The 18,415-nt window shown below is 71.3% G+C and carries 11 protein-coding genes; 3 read left to right on the top strand and 8 right to left on the bottom strand.

Annotated elements, in window-relative coordinates; genetic code table 11:
* From ACIBH4_RS38125 to ACIBH4_RS38110, 4 genes are all read right to left on the bottom strand, one after another.
* Positions 1–5,492: beta-ketoacyl synthase N-terminal-like domain-containing protein (locus tag ACIBH4_RS38125; protein ID WP_399173793.1), on the bottom strand; the 5,492-nt coding region annotated here is incomplete at its 3' end.
* Between the two features lie 177 nt (positions 5,493–5,669).
* Positions 5,670–6,893: a type III PLP-dependent enzyme gene (locus ACIBH4_RS38120; RefSeq protein WP_362522015.1), complete on the bottom strand. Its 1,224-nt coding sequence runs from the start codon at positions 6,891–6,893 to the stop codon at positions 5,670–5,672.
* On the bottom strand, positions 6,890–8,422 hold the full coding sequence (locus ACIBH4_RS38115) for an AMP-binding protein (RefSeq protein ID WP_362522013.1): 1,533 nt from the start codon (positions 8,420–8,422) through the stop codon (positions 6,890–6,892). The genes ACIBH4_RS38120 and ACIBH4_RS38115 overlap by 4 nt, the downstream gene beginning before the upstream one ends.
* 290 nt (positions 8,423–8,712) lie before the next feature.
* Positions 8,713–10,251 carry an AMP-binding protein gene (locus ACIBH4_RS38110; protein ID WP_362522011.1) on the bottom strand — a complete coding sequence of 513 codons (1,539 nt, stop codon included), beginning with the start codon at positions 10,249–10,251 and terminating at the stop codon, positions 8,713–8,715.
* A gap of 261 nt (positions 10,252–10,512) precedes the next feature.
* Between ACIBH4_RS38110 and ACIBH4_RS38105 the strand changes: the two genes are divergently transcribed.
* Positions 10,513–10,761 carry an acyl carrier protein gene (locus ACIBH4_RS38105; RefSeq protein WP_362522008.1) on the top strand — a complete coding sequence of 83 codons (249 nt, stop codon included), beginning with the start codon at positions 10,513–10,515 and terminating at the stop codon, positions 10,759–10,761.
* Between the two features lie 57 nt (positions 10,762–10,818).
* Here ACIBH4_RS38105 and ACIBH4_RS38100 read toward each other — a convergent pair whose 3' ends face one another.
* The 4 genes from ACIBH4_RS38100 to rfbC all read right to left on the bottom strand — a co-directional run bounded on the left by ACIBH4_RS38100 (position 10,819) and on the right by rfbC (position 14,610).
* A complete protein-coding gene (locus ACIBH4_RS38100; RefSeq protein WP_362522006.1) occupies positions 10,819–11,769 on the bottom strand; it encodes an ACP S-malonyltransferase in 951 nt (316 codons plus the stop codon).
* Between the two features lie 4 nt (positions 11,770–11,773).
* A complete protein-coding gene (locus ACIBH4_RS38095; RefSeq protein WP_362522004.1) occupies positions 11,774–12,673 on the bottom strand; it encodes a proline iminopeptidase-family hydrolase in 900 nt (299 codons plus the stop codon).
* 157 nt (positions 12,674–12,830) lie between these two features.
* On the bottom strand, positions 12,831–13,955 hold the full coding sequence (locus tag ACIBH4_RS38090; RefSeq protein ID WP_362522002.1) for a DegT/DnrJ/EryC1/StrS family aminotransferase: 1,125 nt from the start codon (positions 13,953–13,955) through the stop codon (positions 12,831–12,833).
* 25 nt (positions 13,956–13,980) lie between these two features.
* Positions 13,981–14,610: a dTDP-4-dehydrorhamnose 3,5-epimerase gene (rfbC, locus tag ACIBH4_RS38085; RefSeq protein ID WP_362522000.1), complete on the bottom strand. Its 630-nt coding sequence runs from the start codon at positions 14,608–14,610 to the stop codon at positions 13,981–13,983.
* 790 nt (positions 14,611–15,400) lie between these two features.
* Here rfbC and ACIBH4_RS38080 point away from each other — a divergent pair.
* Together ACIBH4_RS38080 and ccrA are read left to right on the top strand one after the other, a co-directional pair.
* On the top strand, positions 15,401–16,849 hold the full coding sequence (locus ACIBH4_RS38080; RefSeq protein ID WP_362521997.1) for a carboxyl transferase domain-containing protein: 1,449 nt from the start codon (positions 15,401–15,403) through the stop codon (positions 16,847–16,849).
* Between the two features lie 134 nt (positions 16,850–16,983).
* Positions 16,984–18,414, top strand: a complete 1,431-nt coding sequence (ccrA, locus tag ACIBH4_RS38075) for a crotonyl-CoA carboxylase/reductase (RefSeq protein ID WP_362769783.1) — start codon at positions 16,984–16,986, stop codon at positions 18,412–18,414.
* Position 18,415: the final 1 nt, after the last annotated feature.

The raw sequence follows: 18,415 nt of genomic DNA, 5'->3' as shown, positions 1-18,415 counted from the left end.
GCCTCCGGCGCCCGCCGCACATCCCACGACCGCACCGGCAACGGCCGCAACACCCCCCGCCCGAACAGCCCAAGCACCTCCGCCAACATGTCGCGCAGGCGGTCGAACCCCGCCTCCATCAGCGAGTACGGGATGTAGTCGACTCCGGGACACGTGGTGGCGATCTCCTCGGGGGCGCGCAGGTCGGTCTTGCCGATCTCCAGGAACCGGCCGCCTCGGGGCAGCAGACGCAAGGAGGCGTCCACGAACTCACGCGCCAGCGAGTTCAGCACCACATCCACCCCGCGACCACCCGTCACCCCCAGGAAACGCTCCTCGAAGTCCAGATCCCGCGACGAGGAGATGTGCTCCTCATCCAGCCCCAACGACCGCAACACCCCCCACTTGGCAGGACTCGCCGTCGCGAACACCTCCGCCCCCAGATACCGCGCCAGCTGCACCGCCGCCATACCCACCCCACCGGCACCCGCGTGCACCAGCACCGACTCCCCTGAGCTCAGGCCACCGAGCTGGACGAGCCCGTAGTAGGCGGTGAGGTAGACCACCGGGACGGACGCGGCCCGCTCGAAGGTCCAGCCCTGGGGAATCGGCGCGAGCAGCCGCCGGTCGGTCACCCCCACCGGGCCGAACGCGCCGTCCAGCAGACCGAAGACCCGGTCACCGGGCGCCAGGTCGTCCACCCCGGCACCGACCTCCAGCACCACGCCGGCGATCTCTCCGCCGATGGGCTCGTCGTTCTCGGGCACCATGCCCAGGGTGACGACCAGGTCCCGGAAGTTGAGCCCGGCCGCGCGGATGGAGACCCGCACCTCACCGGCCTCCAGTGCCCTCGCCGCCTCGGGTGCCGGGACCAGCGCCAGGTCCGACAGGCTCCCCTTGACCGGCGCGTCCAGCCGCCACTCGGCCACCCCCGCCGGCACCGCGAGCCCGTCCCCGCCCGCCGCCCGCGCCAGGCGGGGGACGAGCACCGTGCCGGACCGTACGGCCAGCTGCGGCTCGCCGGAGCCCGCGGCCGCGAGCAGGGCCGCGCCCGGCACGTCGTGCTCGTCGAGGTCCACCAGCACGATGCGATCCGGGTTCTCCGACTGCGCCGACCGCAGCAGGCCCCACACCGGCGCGTTCGCCAGGTCGCGCACATCCTCACCGGGCCCGGTCGCGACGGCGCCCCGGGTCACCACCACCAGCAGCGCCGACCCGAACCGCTCCTCGGCCAGCCACTCCCGCACCAGCCCCAGAGCCCGGCGCGTGGCCTGTCGTGCCTCGCCCGCCACATCCGCGTCGGCCCCGGCTCCCGGGAAGGAGGTGAACACCAGGTCGGGAACCGCGTCCGCACCCGCGAGCGACCCCAGGTCGGCGAACTCCCCGCCCACCACGCCCGCCGACCGCAGGCCGTGCGTGTCGGGGCCGAGCAGGGCGGCCCCGCTCGCCCCCGGCGTCTCCACCACCGGCAGCACCGCCCAGTCGAGGCGGAACAGGGAGTCGTGACGCGAGGTGGTGGCCGCGGAGAGCGACTCTGCGGAGACGGGGCGCGAGACCAGCGAGCGTACGGACGCGACGGCGGCCCCTGAGGTGTCGGCCAGCCGCAGTGACACGGTGTCCGGACCCTCCGACCACAGCCGCACCCGCACGGCGGAGGCGCCGGTGGCATAAAGGGAGACCCCGCTCCAGGCGAACGGCAGGCTCACGCCGCGCCCTGCGGTCTCCTGCTCGCCCTCCAGCAGCGATTCGGCGTGCAGGGCGGCGTCCAGCAGCGCCGGGTGCAGGCCGAACCTCCCGGCGTCGGCGGCCACGCCCTGGGGCAGGTCCACCTCCGCGAAGATCTCCTCACCGCGCCGCCAGGCCGCCCGCACCCCCTGGAACACCGGGCCGTAGCCGTAACCCTGGCCCGCCAGCCGCTCGTACAGGCCGTCCACCTCCACCGGCGTCGCATTCGCCGGAGGCCACTCGACGAGATCGAACACCTCCGGAGATCCGGCAGGGGTCACGAAACCGGTCGCGTGACGGGTCCACGGGGCGTCGAGCGGGGCGCTCTCCGAGCGCGAGTGGACGGCGACCGGACGGCGACCGGACCCGTCGGGCGCACCTACCGACACCTGTACCTGCACGCCGTCGTCCCCCAGCGGCAGCGGCGCCTCCAGGGCCAACTCGTCCACCACCCCGCATCCCACCTGGTCACCGGCACGCACCGCCAGCTCCACGAACGCCGTACCCGGCAGCAGCACGGTGCCCGAGGCCGCGTGGTCGGCGAGCCAGGGGTGGGTCTGCAGCGAGAGGCGGCCGGCGAACAGCACCCCGTCGGAGTCGGCGAGCATCACGGCCGCGCCCAGCAGCGGGTGCTCGGCGGCGACCAGCCCCGCCGAGGTGACGTCGCCTCCGGACACGTCGGCGTCCAGCCAGAAGCTTCGGTGCTGGAAGGCGTAGGTGGGCAGGTCGACCCGCCGCGGGCCGTACGGGGCGAACGCCTGCTCCCAGTCGACGCTCAGGCCGCGGACGTGGGCCTCGGCCGCCGAGGCGAGGAAACGGCGCGGGCCGCCCTCGTCGCGGCGCAGGGAGCCGAAGGCGGAGGCGTCGACGCCGGCCTCGTCGATCGTGTCCTGGACGCTCATCACGAGCACCGGGTGCGGGCTCGACTCCAGGAACACGCGGTGTCCCTCGGCCAGCAGCATCCGGACCACCTGGTGGAACTCCACCGGGTAGCGGGCGTTGCCGAACCAGTATTCGGCGGTCAGCTCGGCGGTGTCGAGCAGGCCGCCGGTCACCGTCGAGTAGAACGGGGTGTGGCCGGTCTTCGGGGAGACCGGGGCGAGCAGTTCCAGCAGCCGCTCGCGCAGCGGATCGACCTGGGCGCAGTGCGAGGCGACCGAGGAGGCAGGCACGCGGCGGGCGCGCACGCCCTCGGCCTCGCATCCGGCGACCAGCTCGGCCAGGGCGCCGGCGTCGCCGACCACGGTCGAGGAGCGGGGGCCGTTCTTGCCGCCGACGGACAGCTTGCCGTGCCAGCGGGCGAGCCGCCGCTCGACCTCGTCGGCGGGCAGCGCGACCGCGGCGACCCCGCCCTTGCCCAGCAGGGTCTCGGTGAACAGCCGGCTGCGCAGCACGATCACGCGTACCGCGTCGGCCAGCGACAATCCTCCGGCCACATACGCGGCGGCCACCTCGCCCTGCGAGTGACCGACGACGGCGGCCGGCCTGACCCCGTAGGACTCCCAGAGCGCGGCGAGCGAGACCATCACCGCGAACAGCACCGGCTGGACCACGTCCAGCCGGTCCAGGGAGGGCGCGTCCGGTGCGCCGCGCAGCACGTCGAGCAGTCTCCAGTCCACGTGGGTCTCGATCTCCGCCGCGCATTCCTCCATGCTCCGCGCGAAGACGGGGAAGGAGTCGAGCAACTCGACGGCCATTCCCGCCCACTGGGACCCCTGACCGGGGAAGACGAAGATCGGGCCTTCCCCGGCGGAGGCGACGCCCTCGACCACGCCGGGGGCCGACTCGCCCTCGGCGAGGGCGGCGAGGGCGGCGAGCAGTTCCTGCCTGTCCCCGGCGACGACCACGGCGCGGTGGTCCCACGCCGACCGTGTGGTCAGCAGGGAGTGTCCGAGATCGACCAGTCCCAGGTCCTCGTGGGCCTCCACGTGGGCGGCGAGGCGCGCGGCCTGGTCGCGCAGCGCCTTCTCTCCCCTGGCCGACAGCGCCACCGGCACCGCGGCGGGCTCGGTCCGCTCCTTCGCGACGGCGGCCGGCGCTGCGCCCTCGCCGCCCTCGCCGCCCTCGCCGCCCACGTCGTCCGGGACGCGCTCGGCGGCCGGGGACTCCTCCAGGATCACGTGGGCGTTGGTGCCGCTGACGCCGAAGGAGGACACCGCGGCCCGGCGCGGGGCGCCGGACTTGTCCCAGGGCAGGTCCTCGGTCAGCAGTTCGACGGCGCCGACGGACCAGTTGACGTACGGGGAGGGCTCGTCGACGTGCAGGGTGCGGGGCAGCACGCGGTGCCGCATCGCCATCACCATCTTGATCACACCGGCCGAGCCGGCGGCCGCCTGGGTGTGGCCGATGTTCGACTTGATCGAGCCCAGTTTGAGCGGCTGGGCGTCGCCACGGTCGCGCCCGTACGTCGCCAGCAGGGCGTGCGCCTCGATCGGGTCACCCAGCTTGGTGCCGGTGCCGTGCGCCTCGACCACGTCGACGTCCCCGCTGGACAGTCCGGCGTTCGCCATCGCCTGGCGGATGACCCGCTCCTGCGAGGGGCCGTTCGGCGCGGTCAGCCCGCTGCTGGCACCGTCCTGGTTGATCGCCGAGCCACGGATGACCGCCAGCACCGGGTGCCCGGCGCGCACCGCGTCCGAGAGCCGTTCGACCACGATGACGCCGACACCCTCGGAGAAGCCGGTGCCGTTGGCGGAGGCGGAGAACGCCTTGCAGCGGCCGTCGGCGGCGATCACGCCCTGCCGGCTGAACGCGGTGTAGGTGCCGGGGGTGGACATCACGGTCACGCCGCCGGCGAGGGCGAGCGAGGTCTCGCCGGTCCGCAGCGACTGGCAGGCGAGGTGGATCGCGACCAGGGAGGCGGAACAGGCGGTGTCGACGGTGAGGGTCGGACCCTCCAGGCCGAGGGCGTAGGCGATCCGGCCGGACACCACGCTGGTGGCGTTGCCGGTGACGAGGTATCCCTCGATCTCCCTGGGCGCCTTGTCCAGGCGGGGTCCGTAGTCCTGCGGCTCCGCGCCGATGAACACGCCGGTCTGGCTGCCCTTCAGCGAACGCGGGTCGATACCGGCTCGTTCGAAGGCCTCCCAGGCGGTCTCCAGGAGGAGGCGCTGCTGCGGGTCCATCGCCTCGGCCTCGCGCGGGTTGATCCCGAAGAAGTCGGGGTCGAACTCCGCGGCGTCGTGCAGGAAGTGCCCCACGCGGGCGTAGCTGGTGTTGGACTTCGCCGGATCGTCGTCGAACAGCCGGCCCAGATCCCACCCACGGTCCGTGGGAAACCCGGTGACCGTCTCGCGCCCCTCGGCGACGAGCCGCCACAGCTCCTCGGGAGTGGCGACGCCGCCCGGGTAGCGGCAGCCGATGCCGACGATCGCGATCGGCTCGTCGGAACCGGCGGCCGCGCGGACCTCGGAGACCCTCTCCCCTGCCAGGTCGAGGACCTCGGTGAACAGGTAGGCGGCGACGGCCGCCGGGGTGGGGTGGTCGAAGGCGATCGTCATCGGCAGCTCCGCGCCGATCCTCTCGGCCAGCCGGTCGTGCAGTTCGACGGCGGCGAGCGAGTCGAAGCCCATCTCCCTGAACGCCTGGTCGGGGTTCACCTCCTCCGGCGCGTACGGGAGCATGTTCCCCAGGATCTCGACGGTCAGGTCGTGCACGAGCCCGACCAGGAAGCCGAGCCGCCGCTCGACGGGCAGGTCCGCGAGGGATGACGCGAACGCCGAAGGTTCTCCCTGCCTGCCGCCCGCCACGTCGGAGGTGCTGGAAACGAACTGCTCGGACTCGCTCATCGGTCCACTCCACGTCGTGTGAAAAGCCGTATAGGTCTTCGAAGTCGGCGGAGACCACCGCGGGTCCGCGCCGGACGGCCCCGCCGCTCCGCCCTGCCGGGGCTCGTGCCGCCGAGGTCAGGGCCCGGCGAGGGCTCGGCAGGGGCTCGGGCCACTGAGGTCGGGGCCGGTGGGATCTCAGTCGTATTTCCTGGTGAACTCGACGCGCGAGGCGGACACGACCTCGCCGCCGCGTACGACGACCTCGGTGGGCGCGGGGCGCCCGAGGAACATCAGCAGGCTCGCGGTCATCCCGTACGCGCCGGCGTTGGGGATGCTTACCACGTCGCCGACCTTGAGCACCGGTAGCGGCACGTTCTTGCCGAGCACGTCGCCCGGCGTGCACAACGGCCCCGCCAGGGTCGCGACCTCCCGCTCGGCGGGGTCGGTCTCCTCCAGCCGCACCGACACCGGCAACAGCCGGCCCAGTCCTGACATGCCGCCGAGGGTGTTGATGCCCGCGTCGAGGATGACGAACTTGCGGCCCCGGCTCTCCTTGATGTTGACCACGGTGCACAGCAGCTCCCCGCAGTCGCCGACCAGGTGACGGCCTGACTCGCAGGCGATCCGAGGGACGCCGCGGCGCCAGTCGGGGAACTCCTCGTCGAGGATTCCTTCCAGCTCCGCGCGGAGGTTGGGGTAGGCGGGCCGCTCTCCCGGCGAGAGGTACGGGGCGGCGAATCCCCCGCCGATGTCCAGGAGGTGGACGGGCAGGCCCACCTCCCGCCGGAGTCGCGCGGCGACGGAGATGGTGTGGCGAAACTCGCCGACGAGGCTCTCCTCGTCCTTGGCGTTGCTCAGTGAGAACAGGTGGGCCCCGAACAGCCGGGTGCCGGGCACCGCGCGCAGCTCGGGCATCAGCTCCGGCAGCGTCTCGCTGTCGATGCCGAACTGCGACGGCGTGCCGGTCATCCTGATGCTGGTGGCGGCGCTTGAGGTGGCGCTGTTGACGCGCAGCAGGCAGTCGGCGACCACGCCGTGCCCGGTCGCGACCTCTCCCACGTGCCGCAGGTCGCTCGGCGACTCCACGGAGAACGAGGTGACCCCGGCGCCGATCGCGACCTCCAGCTCCTCGTGGGTCTTGCCCGGCCCGGTGTAGAGCATCTCGGGGCCGGTGAAACCGGCCTCCAGCGCGGCGGTCAGCTCTCCGGTCGAGCTGATCTCGGCCAGGCAGCCGCGCTCACCGTCCCCGCGCAGCGCCCGCGCGATCTGCGGGTGCGGGTTGGCCTTGAAGGAGAAGAAGAGTTCGAAGCCCTCGGGAAGCGAGGACAGCAGGGAGTCACGGGCGGCCGTGACACGGTCGAGGTCGTAGACGTACAGCGGGGAGCCGTACCTGGCGACGAGGTCCGCGTTCCGCGTCATCGCGCACTCTCCTCCAGCAGCGACGCCAGCCGCTTGCGCTCGTTCTTGCCGTTGAGGGTGAGGGGGAACCTGTCGAGCACGTGGCAGGCGGCGGGCACCTTCGGCGGTTCCAGCCGCCTGGCCAGCTCGCGCAACACCACGTGGGAGGGCAGGTCGCCCTCCACGAACACGACGAGGTCGCGGTGCTCGTCGGGGGGCAGCGCGACCGCCGCCGTGACGCCGGGGATGTCCATCGCGGCGGCCTCGATCTCCACCGTGCTCATCCGGGTGCCCTTGCGTTTGAACATGTCGTCTCGCCGCCCCTGGAAGTAGAGGTAGCCGTCCTCGTCGAGCCGTCCGTAGTCGCCGGTGTGCAGGCGCACCTCGCCGGTGTCGGGGTCGGGGCGGTAGGCGCGCGCGGTCAGGACGGGGTCGCGCCAGTAGCCGGCCATCACGTTCGGCCCGGCCACGACGATCTCCCCGACCTCCCCCGGGGGCACCGGGCGGCCCTCGCCGTCCAGGATGAGCACCCGGGTGCCCGGTAGCGGCCTGCCGGACGCGCCGGGACGCTCGGTGTCGAGCTCCGGTTCCATGATGGTGACGCGCTTGCACTCGGTGATGCCGTACATCCGGACCACCCGCGCGCCGGGAAACGACTCGTGCAGGCTGTCGATGGTCGCGGTCGGCAGCGCCGCCCCGGTGTTGGTGAACATCCGCACGGTGGGCGCGGAGCCGGGGGCGCGCCTGGCCAGGGTCGCGATCATCCCGCCCAGGGAGGGGACGACCGGGACGATCGTGGCTCCGCACTCGCGGATCTGCCGCAGCAGCACCAGGTCCGGCTCGTCACCGGCCAGCACCAGCTCCGCGTGACCGAGGGCGGACAGGAAGATCTGGTACAGGCCGTAGTCGAAGGACATCGGCGGGCGGCAGAAGACCACGTCGCCTCGCCGGTAGCCGAGCACCGCGTTGATGGCGGAGGCGGCGTAGGTGACCCGGGCGTGCGGGCAGACCACGGCCTTGGGCGCGGCGGTGCTGCCCGAGGTGTAGATGAGGATCGCCACGTCCTCCGGGAAGATCTTGACGGGCTCGCGCTCGGCGGGCCGGCCGGCCCGCTCCTCCACCTCGGCCCAGATCTCGTCGATGTCGTGTACGGGCACCTCGGTGCCGGTCTCCCGCACGGTCTCCCCGGAGCTCCCGGTCCCGATGACCAGCGCGGGTTCGGAGTCCTTCAGGACCGATCCCAGGTGGAAGGACTTCATGCCGGGGTTCAGCGGCACGAGGACGGCGCCGCGTCTGGAGACGCCGTAGACGATGGGGGCCACCTCACGCCGGTTGGGGAGTTGGACGATCACCCGGTCGCCGGGGATCACCCCCCGGTCCGCCAGCCAGCCGTCGAAGGCGTGGCTGAGTTCGACGACCCGCTGGTAGCTCCACGCGCCCCGCGAGTCGCGGACCGCGGGTTCGGCCGGGCCCGCGGCCGCGGCGTCGTCCAGCAGGTGGTGCAGGAGATCCGACCGCAGTGGCGGTGTCCCGGGTACCAAGCCTTCCAACGCGACTCTCCCGTTCCTGAATGAAAAAAGAATTCACTCCGGCTCTCATACCACTTACTCAATAAGTGGGAGCCGAACAAATACATGGAAACGTTACCCCGGCACTCCCCGGACCCCACACCCCTACGCCCCCCTAAAGGATTCCGAGATCATCCACGCATGCTCGGCACCCTTTTCCGAGGCGGCTTCCAGGAGAACACATTCGCTGTCCTGGGCGCCATTGGGTGTGGCGCTGCAGGACCTGACGGGTGAAATTCCGTATCCATGGGTCGCGCCGTTTCCGGCAACCGTCACACAGACCGGCCGGCACCGGCGAGCACGGTGGTGGCCCGGTCGCGCAGGCCCGCACGGTCGACCTTGCGATTGGGGTTCAGCGGCAGCTCGTCCATGTGCCGGTAGTGGCGGGGGACGATGCCCGGCGGCAGGACCCGGCGGAGCCCGGCGGCGAGGTCCGCCGGGCGCGAGGGCGTCCCGGTGTAGAACACGACGAGCTCGGTGACGCCGTTGATGGTGCTGCTCACGGTCACCGCGTCGTCGACCCCTTCGCAGCCGCACACGGCGTGGTCGATCTCGGCGAGCTCCACCCGCCAGCCCTGCACCTGCACCTGCGCGTCGGCCCTGCCCAGGTAGACCAGTTCGCCGTTGGCCGCCCGGCGGATCCGGTCGCCGGTGTTGTACCAGGTGCGCCCGTCGCGCTCGACGAACCGGCCGTCGTCGTCGGCGGGGTCGAGGTAGCCGGGGGTGGTCTGCGGCCCGGTGATCCACAGTTCGCCCTCGACCTCGGCGGGCCGGCCCTCGTCGTCCAGGAGCACGTGGTCGTGCCCGTCGTTGACGGTTCCGATCGGCGACATGCCGTTCACGCCCAGAGCCGGGGAGGTCTCCTGGTCCCAGCGATGACCGGCGATGGTGATGGTGAGCTCGGTCGGCCCGTAGAGGTTCTCCAGCGCGCAGGCGCCCGCCGCCCGTTGCCAGTCGGCGGCGTCGGCGCACTTCAGCGCCTCGCCGGCGAAGAAGCTCCAGCGCAGGTCGGGCATCGTGCCCGGCTCCAGGCGGCCCGTCCTGCGGACCATGGAGATGGCGCTCGGCGTGGAGAACCACACCGTGACGCCCTGCTGCCGCAAAAAGGCCGGCAGGTCCCGGTAGGCGTGCGGCGGTACGGCGACCGCCGTGGCCCCGGCGCCCCAGGCGCAGAACAGGTCGAACATCGCGCAGTCGAAGGTCAGGTCGAAGGTCTGCGAGAAGACGTCGTCCGGGGTGAAGTCGTAGCGCGCGTCGAGGAGGTCGAAGTAGTGAGCGGTGTTGCCGTGGGTGATCGGCACCCCCTTGGGGCGTCCGGTGGAGCCGGAGGTGAACAGCACGTACGCGACGTCGGAGGGGGCGACGGGACGCGGACGCGCGAGCGCGCACTCCGGATCGAAGGAGGTGATCGCCGGTTCGAGAACCTCGACGTCCAGCCCCGCCTCGCGCAGCTCGGCGGCTCGCGCCCTGCCACGGCCGTCGACGATCAGCGTGGAGACCCCCGCGGCCTCGATCATCTGCCGGGTGCGGGCCGCGGGGAAGTCCGGCTGCAGCGGCACGACGGTCGCCCCGGCGAACAGTCCGGCGAGGATGCCGGTGTAGGAGGTGGCCCCCTTGGCGGCGAGCACCCCGACGGCCCCGAGCGGGGAGGGGGTGAGGAGTGGCAGCGCCCCGGCCCACAGCAGCGCCGAACGGTGGACCTCGGCGTAGGTGGCGACGGCACCGTCGACACGGAAGGCCGCCCGTCCCGGAGACACCTCCAGGCCGCGCAGGAAACGCGCGTAGAGGGCGTGCGAGCTTTCTCCGTTCATTTCCATCCTAAGATCTCGACGAGTATCCGTAGTTATTCGGATACGCTTCACGGAAAGCGCGGGGACAATTAAATTAATTCCGGCCGGCTCGATGGACATCGAAGCGCACGCGCGCTAGATTCAACAACGGAAGGGCTGATTCCACAGCGTCGCCCGGTGCGGGCACCGACTTCGACGGCGAATTCCGCGAACCACGGCCCCGCCCCTCCTTTTCGCACGCCCGCTCATCGCGACTCTCCTTGAGAAGGGAAATCGATTGCCATGTGGGACGATCGTTTCGAGGAAACCCTGCGCAGGCAGCTCCCCTTTCTGCCCGCCGACGAGAGGATCCGGGAGGACACCGGCCTGTCCGACTTCGGGCTGGACTCGCTCGGCATCGTCGAGTTGCTGGCCACGCTGGAGGAGGAGTACGGGGTGAGGTTCAGGGACGAGGCGCTGACCATGGAGACCTTCGAGACGCCGGGGACGCTCTGGAAGGCGCTGTCGGGGATGTTCAGACCCGTCGCCTGACCGGTGACCTGACCGAGGGTGCCCGCGGGACACCTCCCCGCGGATCCGCGGGCCCCCTCACGCACCTGAGCGCCGCACCGGCTGCGGCATCGTCGCCACCCGGGGATTCACCGGGACCACCGTGAAGTTCCTCGTCGTGACGGGCACCCGCCCGAACAGGCTGTCCTGCCCGGCGACGCAGACTCTGGCCACGCCGAGCTCCCGAAGGGTGGCCACCACCTCTGGCCAGCGCAGCGCTCGGACGAAGCCGTCCAGCAGCATCGTCCGCACCGCCTCCCCCGTCCTCAGCACGGTCCCGTCGTGGTCGTCGACGACCGGCAGGCGCGGATCGGCGAAACGCAGGCCGTCGAGAACCTCCTCCGCGGCCCTGCGTCGCAGCGGCTCGAACGCGGCCGAGTGCATCGGGGGGCGCATGGTGTAGAGGGAGAGACCCCCGAGGGAGCGCACCCGCCCCTGCAGCCACTCGACCCGCCGCTCGCGCAGGGACAGCATGTGGAAGTCGTGGTCGATGCGGCAGGAGAGGTCGTACCACTCGTTCCCCGCGTCCAGCTCCGCCAGCACCTCCTTCAGCGCGGGCTCGGGGACGCGGACGAAGGAGTGGGTGACGACGTCGGTGTGCTCGCGGCCGAAGTAGTCCTCGGTGACGCGGGCCAGCCCCGCGGTCACGCGCACGGCGTCCTCGAAGGACAGCGCGCCCGAGTAGGCTGCGGCGGCCTTGCCTCCGAAGCTGGGTCCCGCGCACACCTCGGGCTCGACGCCGAGCTCCCGCTCCGCCCAGTCGGCCAGGGCGAGGCAGTTCACCATGAACGCGACCTGGGCCGCCTCCGTGTAGTCGTCTCCCGAGTCGCGGAAGCGGTCGACCAGCGAGTAGCCGAGCGCGTCGTCGGCGAGGGCGACCAGCCGCCGCGCCGAGGGGTTGTCGAGCATGAACCCGGCGACGTCGGCGAACCTGGTGGGGCCCATACCGGGAAAGACGATCGCCGTGACGGCCTTGGCGCCGGTCTCCATATCGCTATTCCAAACTCTTGAGAAACTCGATCATGACCGCGATGAAGCGCTCCGGCTCCTCCAGGTGCGGAGTGTGGCTGGAGTCCTCGAAGATCTCCCAGCGCGCGCCGGGGACGAGCTCGGCGTACGGCCGGACCGTGGCGGGAGTGGCCTCGTCGTGCCGCCCGGAGATCACCAGCGTGGGCACCTCGATGTCGGGCAGGCAGTCGACGACCCCCCAGTCCCGCAGCGAGCCGATCACGTGGAACTCGCTGGGCCCGTTCATCGCGTAGTAGACGGTGGGATCGTTGTAGATCTCCATGAACGTGGCGACGAACTCGCGCGGCCATGGCCGGAGCGTGCAGACATGCCTGTTGTAGAAGACCATCATGGCGTCGAAGTACTCCTTGGAGTCCGTCGTGCCCGCGGCCTCGTGCTCGCGCAGCGTGTCGTCGACGCCGGGCGGCAGCCTGTCGCGCAGGACCCGCATCTCGCTCAGCCACAGCGGATACGAGGCGGGGGCGTTGGCGACCACCAGACCGCGCAGGCCCGCCGGCCGGGCGGAGGCGTGCTTCGCCGCGAGCAGGCCGCCCCACGACTGGCCGAACAGCACGTAGTCACCGTCCACGCCCAGCCGTCGCAGCAGGTTGTCCAGCTCGTCGAGGAAGAGCTGCGGCGTCCAGAAGTCAGTGCCCGCGTCGGGCAGGTGGGTGGAGCCGCCGTTGCCCAGCTGGTCGTAGTGGACGACGGGCCATCCCGACTCGGCGAGCACCGCCATGCCGACCAGGTAGTCGTGGGTGCTGCCGGGGCCTCCGTGCAGGGCGACCACGGTCGGCCGCCCCGAGTTGGGCGTGCCGGTCACCCGGTACCAGGTCCGGTGCTCACCGAACGGCACGGTTCCCTTGGCGCTGGGGGCTGTGGACATGTGAACCTCCCTCACCGGATCGGCGTGCCGGGAACGGACTCCGGGCCCGAGGCGCGACGGGCGCCTTCCCGCTCCCGGTGGTTTCCGGGGGTCCGGTGCCCTCGCGCGTCCGGCTCTCCGGGCGGACGGGCACCCGGCCGCCCGGGTGACGGGGGCGTCACCACCCCTTCCTGATCGTGTCGACGATGTGGCCGCGCTGCTCGTCGGTGACCCACGAGCCGACGGGGACGCACACGACGCGCGGGGCGACGCGTTCGAGGTTGGGCAGCAGCGCCGAGTACTCACGCACGCAGGTGTGCAGGTCGTTGCGCTCGTGCACGTTGCTGACCATGATCCCGGCATCGTCCATGCGCTTCATGAACGACTCGCGGTCCTCGACCTTCATCGGGTAGATCCAGAAGGAGGACTCCCGGTCGCCCGCCCGTTCGGTCAGCTCCAGTCCCGGGATCCCGGCGAGCTCACTGTCGTAGAAGGCGGCGTTCTCCCGGTGCCTGGCCAGGACCCGGTCGACGCCCGCGAGATTGGCCAGGCCGATCGAGGCGTTGATGTCGTTCATGTGGAACTTGAAGCCCCACTCCAGGACGTCGGGCGGGTTGCGGAGCCGGTCGGCGGTGCGGTCGATGCCGAACCAGCGCAGCAGCCGGGCGCGCTCGTGCGCCTCGTCGGTGGGCAGCACGATCGCGCCGCCGTCGCCCGAGGTGAGGTGTTTGATGGCCTGGAAGCTGAAGACGGAGATGTTGCCGTGGTTGCCGAGCGGCCTGCCCCGGTAGGTGGCGCCCCAGGCGTGCGCGGAGTCCTCGATCACCGCCGGCCGGAACCCGAACCTGGCCTCGGCCTCGTCGAGGATCTCCTCCAGCCTGTCGAGGTCGACCGGGTAGCCGGCGAAGTGCACGACCATGATGGCGCGCGTCCTGGGCGAGATCTTGCGGGCGAGGTCGTCCAGGTCGACGTTGAGGGTGGCCGGATCGACGTCGACCCAGCGGATGCGCAACCGGTTGGCCAGGATCGCCCAGTTGGTGGCCTCCATGGTCAGCGGCGTGGACAGCACCTCGCCCTCGGGGTCGCCGCCGGGCCCGCCGTCGCCGGCGACCAGGCGCAGCGCCAGGTGCAGGCCGGCCGTGGCGCTGTTGAGGGTGGCCACCCTGGGGTTGCCGATGGCCGCACCCAGGGCTCTCTCGAACTCCTCGACCTTGGCCCCCTGGCCGATCCTGCCGCTGCCCAGGATCTGGGCGACCGCGGCCGGGGCGTCGGCGGACATCGACACGCTGAACAGTGGGATCATCGCTGGCTCCAGGCTTTGCGGGGTTTCATCCGGTGAAGGCGTATTCGTCGAGGTCACCGAGGCCGTCGAGTTCCGCGTACCTGGCCTTGCAGTCGGCGTACGTCGGCAACATGCCGCACTCGGCGGCCTCCCGCAGCGAGGGGGCCACGCGGTCCTTGTCCGACAGCAGCAGCCGCTGCCCCCGCGGCCAGGGCAGGGCCAGTTCCTCGTCCAGCGGGTCGATCTGGATCTGGCCTTCGGGTGACCAGGTGCTGGAGCACAGGTAGACGACCGTGGCGTGCTCGGTCAGCGGGGCGAATCCGTGCGCCAGGCCCTCCGCCAGGTAGAGGGCCTGGCGGTTCTCGGCGCTCAGCGTGACCGCGACGTGGTTGCCGTACGTGGGCGAGCCGACCCGGATGTCGACGAGGATGTCGACAATGGCCCCCTGCGCGCAGGTCACGTAGCGGGCCTGGCCGGGAAGGGCCGTCGCGTGCAACCCGCGGATCGTCCCGCGCCGGGACAGCGAGCAGTTGACCTGGGCGACCGAGAGCGGGTGACCGATGGCCTTGTGGAACGCGGGCTGGTTGAAGACCTCCAGGAACAGCCCTCGGTCATCCGTGAAGATCTGGGGGCTGATCAGGAACGAGCCGTCCACCTCAAGCTGGTGGATCTCCATGTCCGGAACCTTTCTGGGAGCCTGCCATCTGCCGGGGAACACGCGCGGGCCCGCGAAGCCTCTGACCACACGCAGAAAAACCGCACTCGGTCTCTCCGGATGTCACCGAAGATTTTCCTCGCACCATCGGAACGCGCATCGTGAAATCACGCCCGGTTGAATGCGAATTCACCGTGAACCCGCATTCCCGGAAACGTGTTCCGCGCCGGCCCCTCCCGCGCCCTGCCTTTCCGCCGCCTGCCTTCGGAAGGGGATGGACGTGTTTCACAGAGGCTCGGCGAACTGGACCACACGTCCGGCGCCGTTTCTTGTTGACACCGTTCATGGTTGTCAGCGGCACCGCGCGGGACAACCCCTACCTGCCCCTTAACGAGGTGCGCGGGACCGTTCAGATCACGGCGTCCGCGCCGGACCGGTCATCGGCGAAAACTCCGCACGCTCCTGATCTGCGAACAGGTGCCGACATCTCCACCCGGGGCTGCTGACGTGCACTCGCGGAGGGCTCGGTCTCCCCGACCGGTCCCGCGGAAGGATCCGGCACCGCGCGACCGGCGCGGCACGGCCATTCGGATGGACAATCCGTTAGGGGTGCGATAAGGGTTGGTGCTCACCTGGACGACATATAACGTTTCCTCCACATGCCGGGTAAAAACTGCGAACCCCTGTGGCGGTGACTGCGAAACCTCCTGGCCGCCGGCCGCCGATCGCGCCCGTACCTGATTTCGATGGGGGTGCCCCACGTGCAAGGAAAAACGCCCTTCACCGTGTCGACTTTTCTTGGGAATGGATTATGGCACTGACCGCCGGCTATCCGAGCACTCAGCGGGGACCGGAACTCGTCCAGCGAGAGCCCGAGCTCGACCAGCGCGCACCGGCCGTCCGCCTGGCACGGCTGCTCGACCCGGACTCCCTGATCCCGCTGCACGAGGCGGACGGGAGCGGTGTGTCCGCCGTGCGGGGCCGCGTCTCGGGCATCGACGTGATCGCCTACTGCACCGACGCCACCGACATGGGCGGCGCGATGGGCGCCGCGGGCAGCGCCAGGGTCGTGAACGCCATCGACACGGCCCTGCTGGAGGGGGCACCGGTGATCGGCCTGTGGCACTCCGGTGGCGCCAGGCTGGCCGACGGCGTCGAGTCGATGGACGGCGTGGGCCGGATGTTCGCCGCGATGACCAGAGCTTCCGGCCGGGTGCCCCAGGTGTCGGTGGTCCTCGGCCCGGCGGCGGGCGCCGCCGCGTACGGGCCCGCGCTCACCGATGTGGTGATCATGGCGGAGGCCGGCCGGATGTTCGTGACCGGACCCGACGTGGTGCGCGCCGTCACCGGTGAGCAGATCGACATGGAGTCCCTGGGCGGAACCGTCGCGCACGGCAGCAAGTCCGGTGTGGCGCACGTGGTGGTCGCCTCCGAGGCCGAGGCCTACGAGCAGGCGCGCCGGACCGTCGACCTCCTCGCCCGCCGTTCCGGCTTCGACGTCACCGCGGTGCACGAGGGAGCGGACCCTCGGGCACTGCTGCCGGACAACCCTCGCCGGGCCTACGACGTGCACCCTCTGCTGCGCGAGATCCTCGACCCCGGCGTGCCCTTCGTGGAGATGCAGCCCCGCTGGGCGGCGAACGTGGTCGTCGGCCTGGGCCGGCTGGCCGGGGGGTCGGTCGGCGTGGTCGCCAACAACCCGCTGCGCAAGGGCGGCTGCCTCGACTCGCTGAGCGCGGAGAAGGCGTCCAGGTTCGTTCGCATGTGTGACGCGTTCGGGGTGCCCTTGGTGGTCGTCGTGGACGTGCCGGGCTACCTGCCGGGTGTCGGGCAGGAGTGGGGCGGGGTGATCCGGCGCGGGGCCAAGCTCCTGCACGCCTTCGCCGAGGCGGTCGTCCCGCGGGTCACGCTCGTCACCCGCCAGTCCTACGGCGGGGCGTACATCGCGATGAACTCCCGGTCCTTGGGCGCCACCGCGGTGTTCGCCTGGCCGGACGCGAAGGTCGCGGTGATGAGCGCGGAGGCCGCGGTCGGCGTGTTGCACCGCAAGCGGCTCGCCGCCGCCCCTGACGACGAACGCGAGGCGCTGCGGCTGCGGCTCGTCGACGAGCACGTCCGTACGGCGGGAGGGGTGAACCGCGCGCTCTCCCTCGGCGTCGTCGACGAGGTGATCAACCCGGTGGAGACCCGGCGCAGGATCGCCGAGGCCCTCGCCGCCGCCCCGGCCCAACGTGGCCGACACGGGAACATCCCCCTCTGAAACTCTCCTCCGATCTCTCCCCCGAGTCCCGTGACCGTCGCGGCAAGACCACTTCAGGGCCAAAGACGGGCTCGCCCGCAGAGGGCCGTCACCGCAGGCAGACCCACCACACCGAAAGGAGCCGGTGGATTCCGATGAACGCCGTTTCCCCCGACCTGCCCTTCCCACGCCGGACGACCCCGGCGGCCCTCACCGCGGATCCGGTGGCCGAGGCCGTGCTCGGTGGGGCGTCCCCCGACCAACTGGCGCGGACCCCGGTACCGGAGGACTACCTCGCCGCCCACCTGCGGATCGAGGACGTCGACATGTTCACCGGCATCGAGGACAAGGACGTGCGCAAATCGATGCGCGTCGGGCGGGTGCCGATGCCCGAGCTCGCACCCGACGAGGTCCTGATCGCGGTGATGGCGAGCTCCATCAACTTCAACACGGTCTGGTCGTCGATCTTCGAGCCGCTGCCGACGTTCAATTTCCTGAAGCGGTTCGGCGCCACCGGCGGGTTCGCGACCAGGCACGACCTTCCGTATCACGTCGTGGGCTCCGACTGCGCCGGGGTGGTCGTGCGGACCGGGGTCGGGGTGCGCCGCTGGCGGGTAGGCGACCGCGTCGTGGTGAGCCCGATCCAGACCGACGACCAGGAGCCGGCGACGCACGGCGACGGCATGCTCGGCGCCGAGCAGCGCGCCTGGGGCTACGAGACGAACTTCGGCGCGCTCGCCCACTACGCGGTGGCGCGTGCCAGCCAGTTGATCCCCAAACCCGCCCATCTCACCTGGGAGGAGGCCGCCAGCATCACGCTGTGCGCGGGTACGGCCTACCGCATGCTGGTCAGCCGCCAGGGGGCGGACATGAAGCAGGGCGACATCGTCCTCATCTGGGGCGCGACCGGCGGGCTCGGCGGATACGCCGTGCAGATGGTGAAGAACGGCGGCGGCATCCCGGTCGGGGTGGTCGGCTCCGCGTCGAAGGCCGCGGCCCTGGAACGGCTCGGCTGCGACATCGTCATCAACCGCGGCGAGATCGGAATGGGCGGCGACGCCCCCAGCAGCCCGGAGCGGACGGTCGAACTGGGCAAGCGCCTGGGGAAGATCATCCGGGAGCGGGCGGGCGGGGACCCGCACATCGTCTTCGACTACATCGGACGGGCCACGTTCGGGATCTCGGTGTTCGTGGCCCGCCGCGGCGGCACGGTCGTCACCTGCGGCTCCAGCACGGGCTACCAGCACCAGTTCGACAACCGCTACCTCTGGATGAACCTCAAGCGCATCGTCGGCAGCCACGCGGCCAACATGCAGGAGATGTGGGAGTGCCTGCGGCTGTTCGAACTCGGCAAGCTGATGCCGACCCTGTCGTCGTCGTACCCGCTCACGGAGGTCGCCGAGGCCGCCCGGCTGGTGCAGACCAACACCCACCTGGGCAAGGTGGGCGTGCTGTGCATGGCCCCCGAGCCCGGTCTCGGCGTGACCGATCCCGAACTGCGGGCCAGGATCGGCGAGGAGAGGCTGAACCCGCTGCGAGACCCGTCGGCCCGGCGCGGCGCGCCCCTCCTCGCCGGAAAGGTGTAGG

The sequence above is a fragment of the Streptosporangium sp. NPDC050284 genome, assembly GCF_044459525.1.
Lineage (GTDB): Bacteria > Actinomycetota > Actinomycetes > Streptosporangiales > Streptosporangiaceae > Streptosporangium.
Note: the sequence above shows the minus strand (reverse complement) of the source record. Positions and strands in the feature narration are given on the sequence as shown.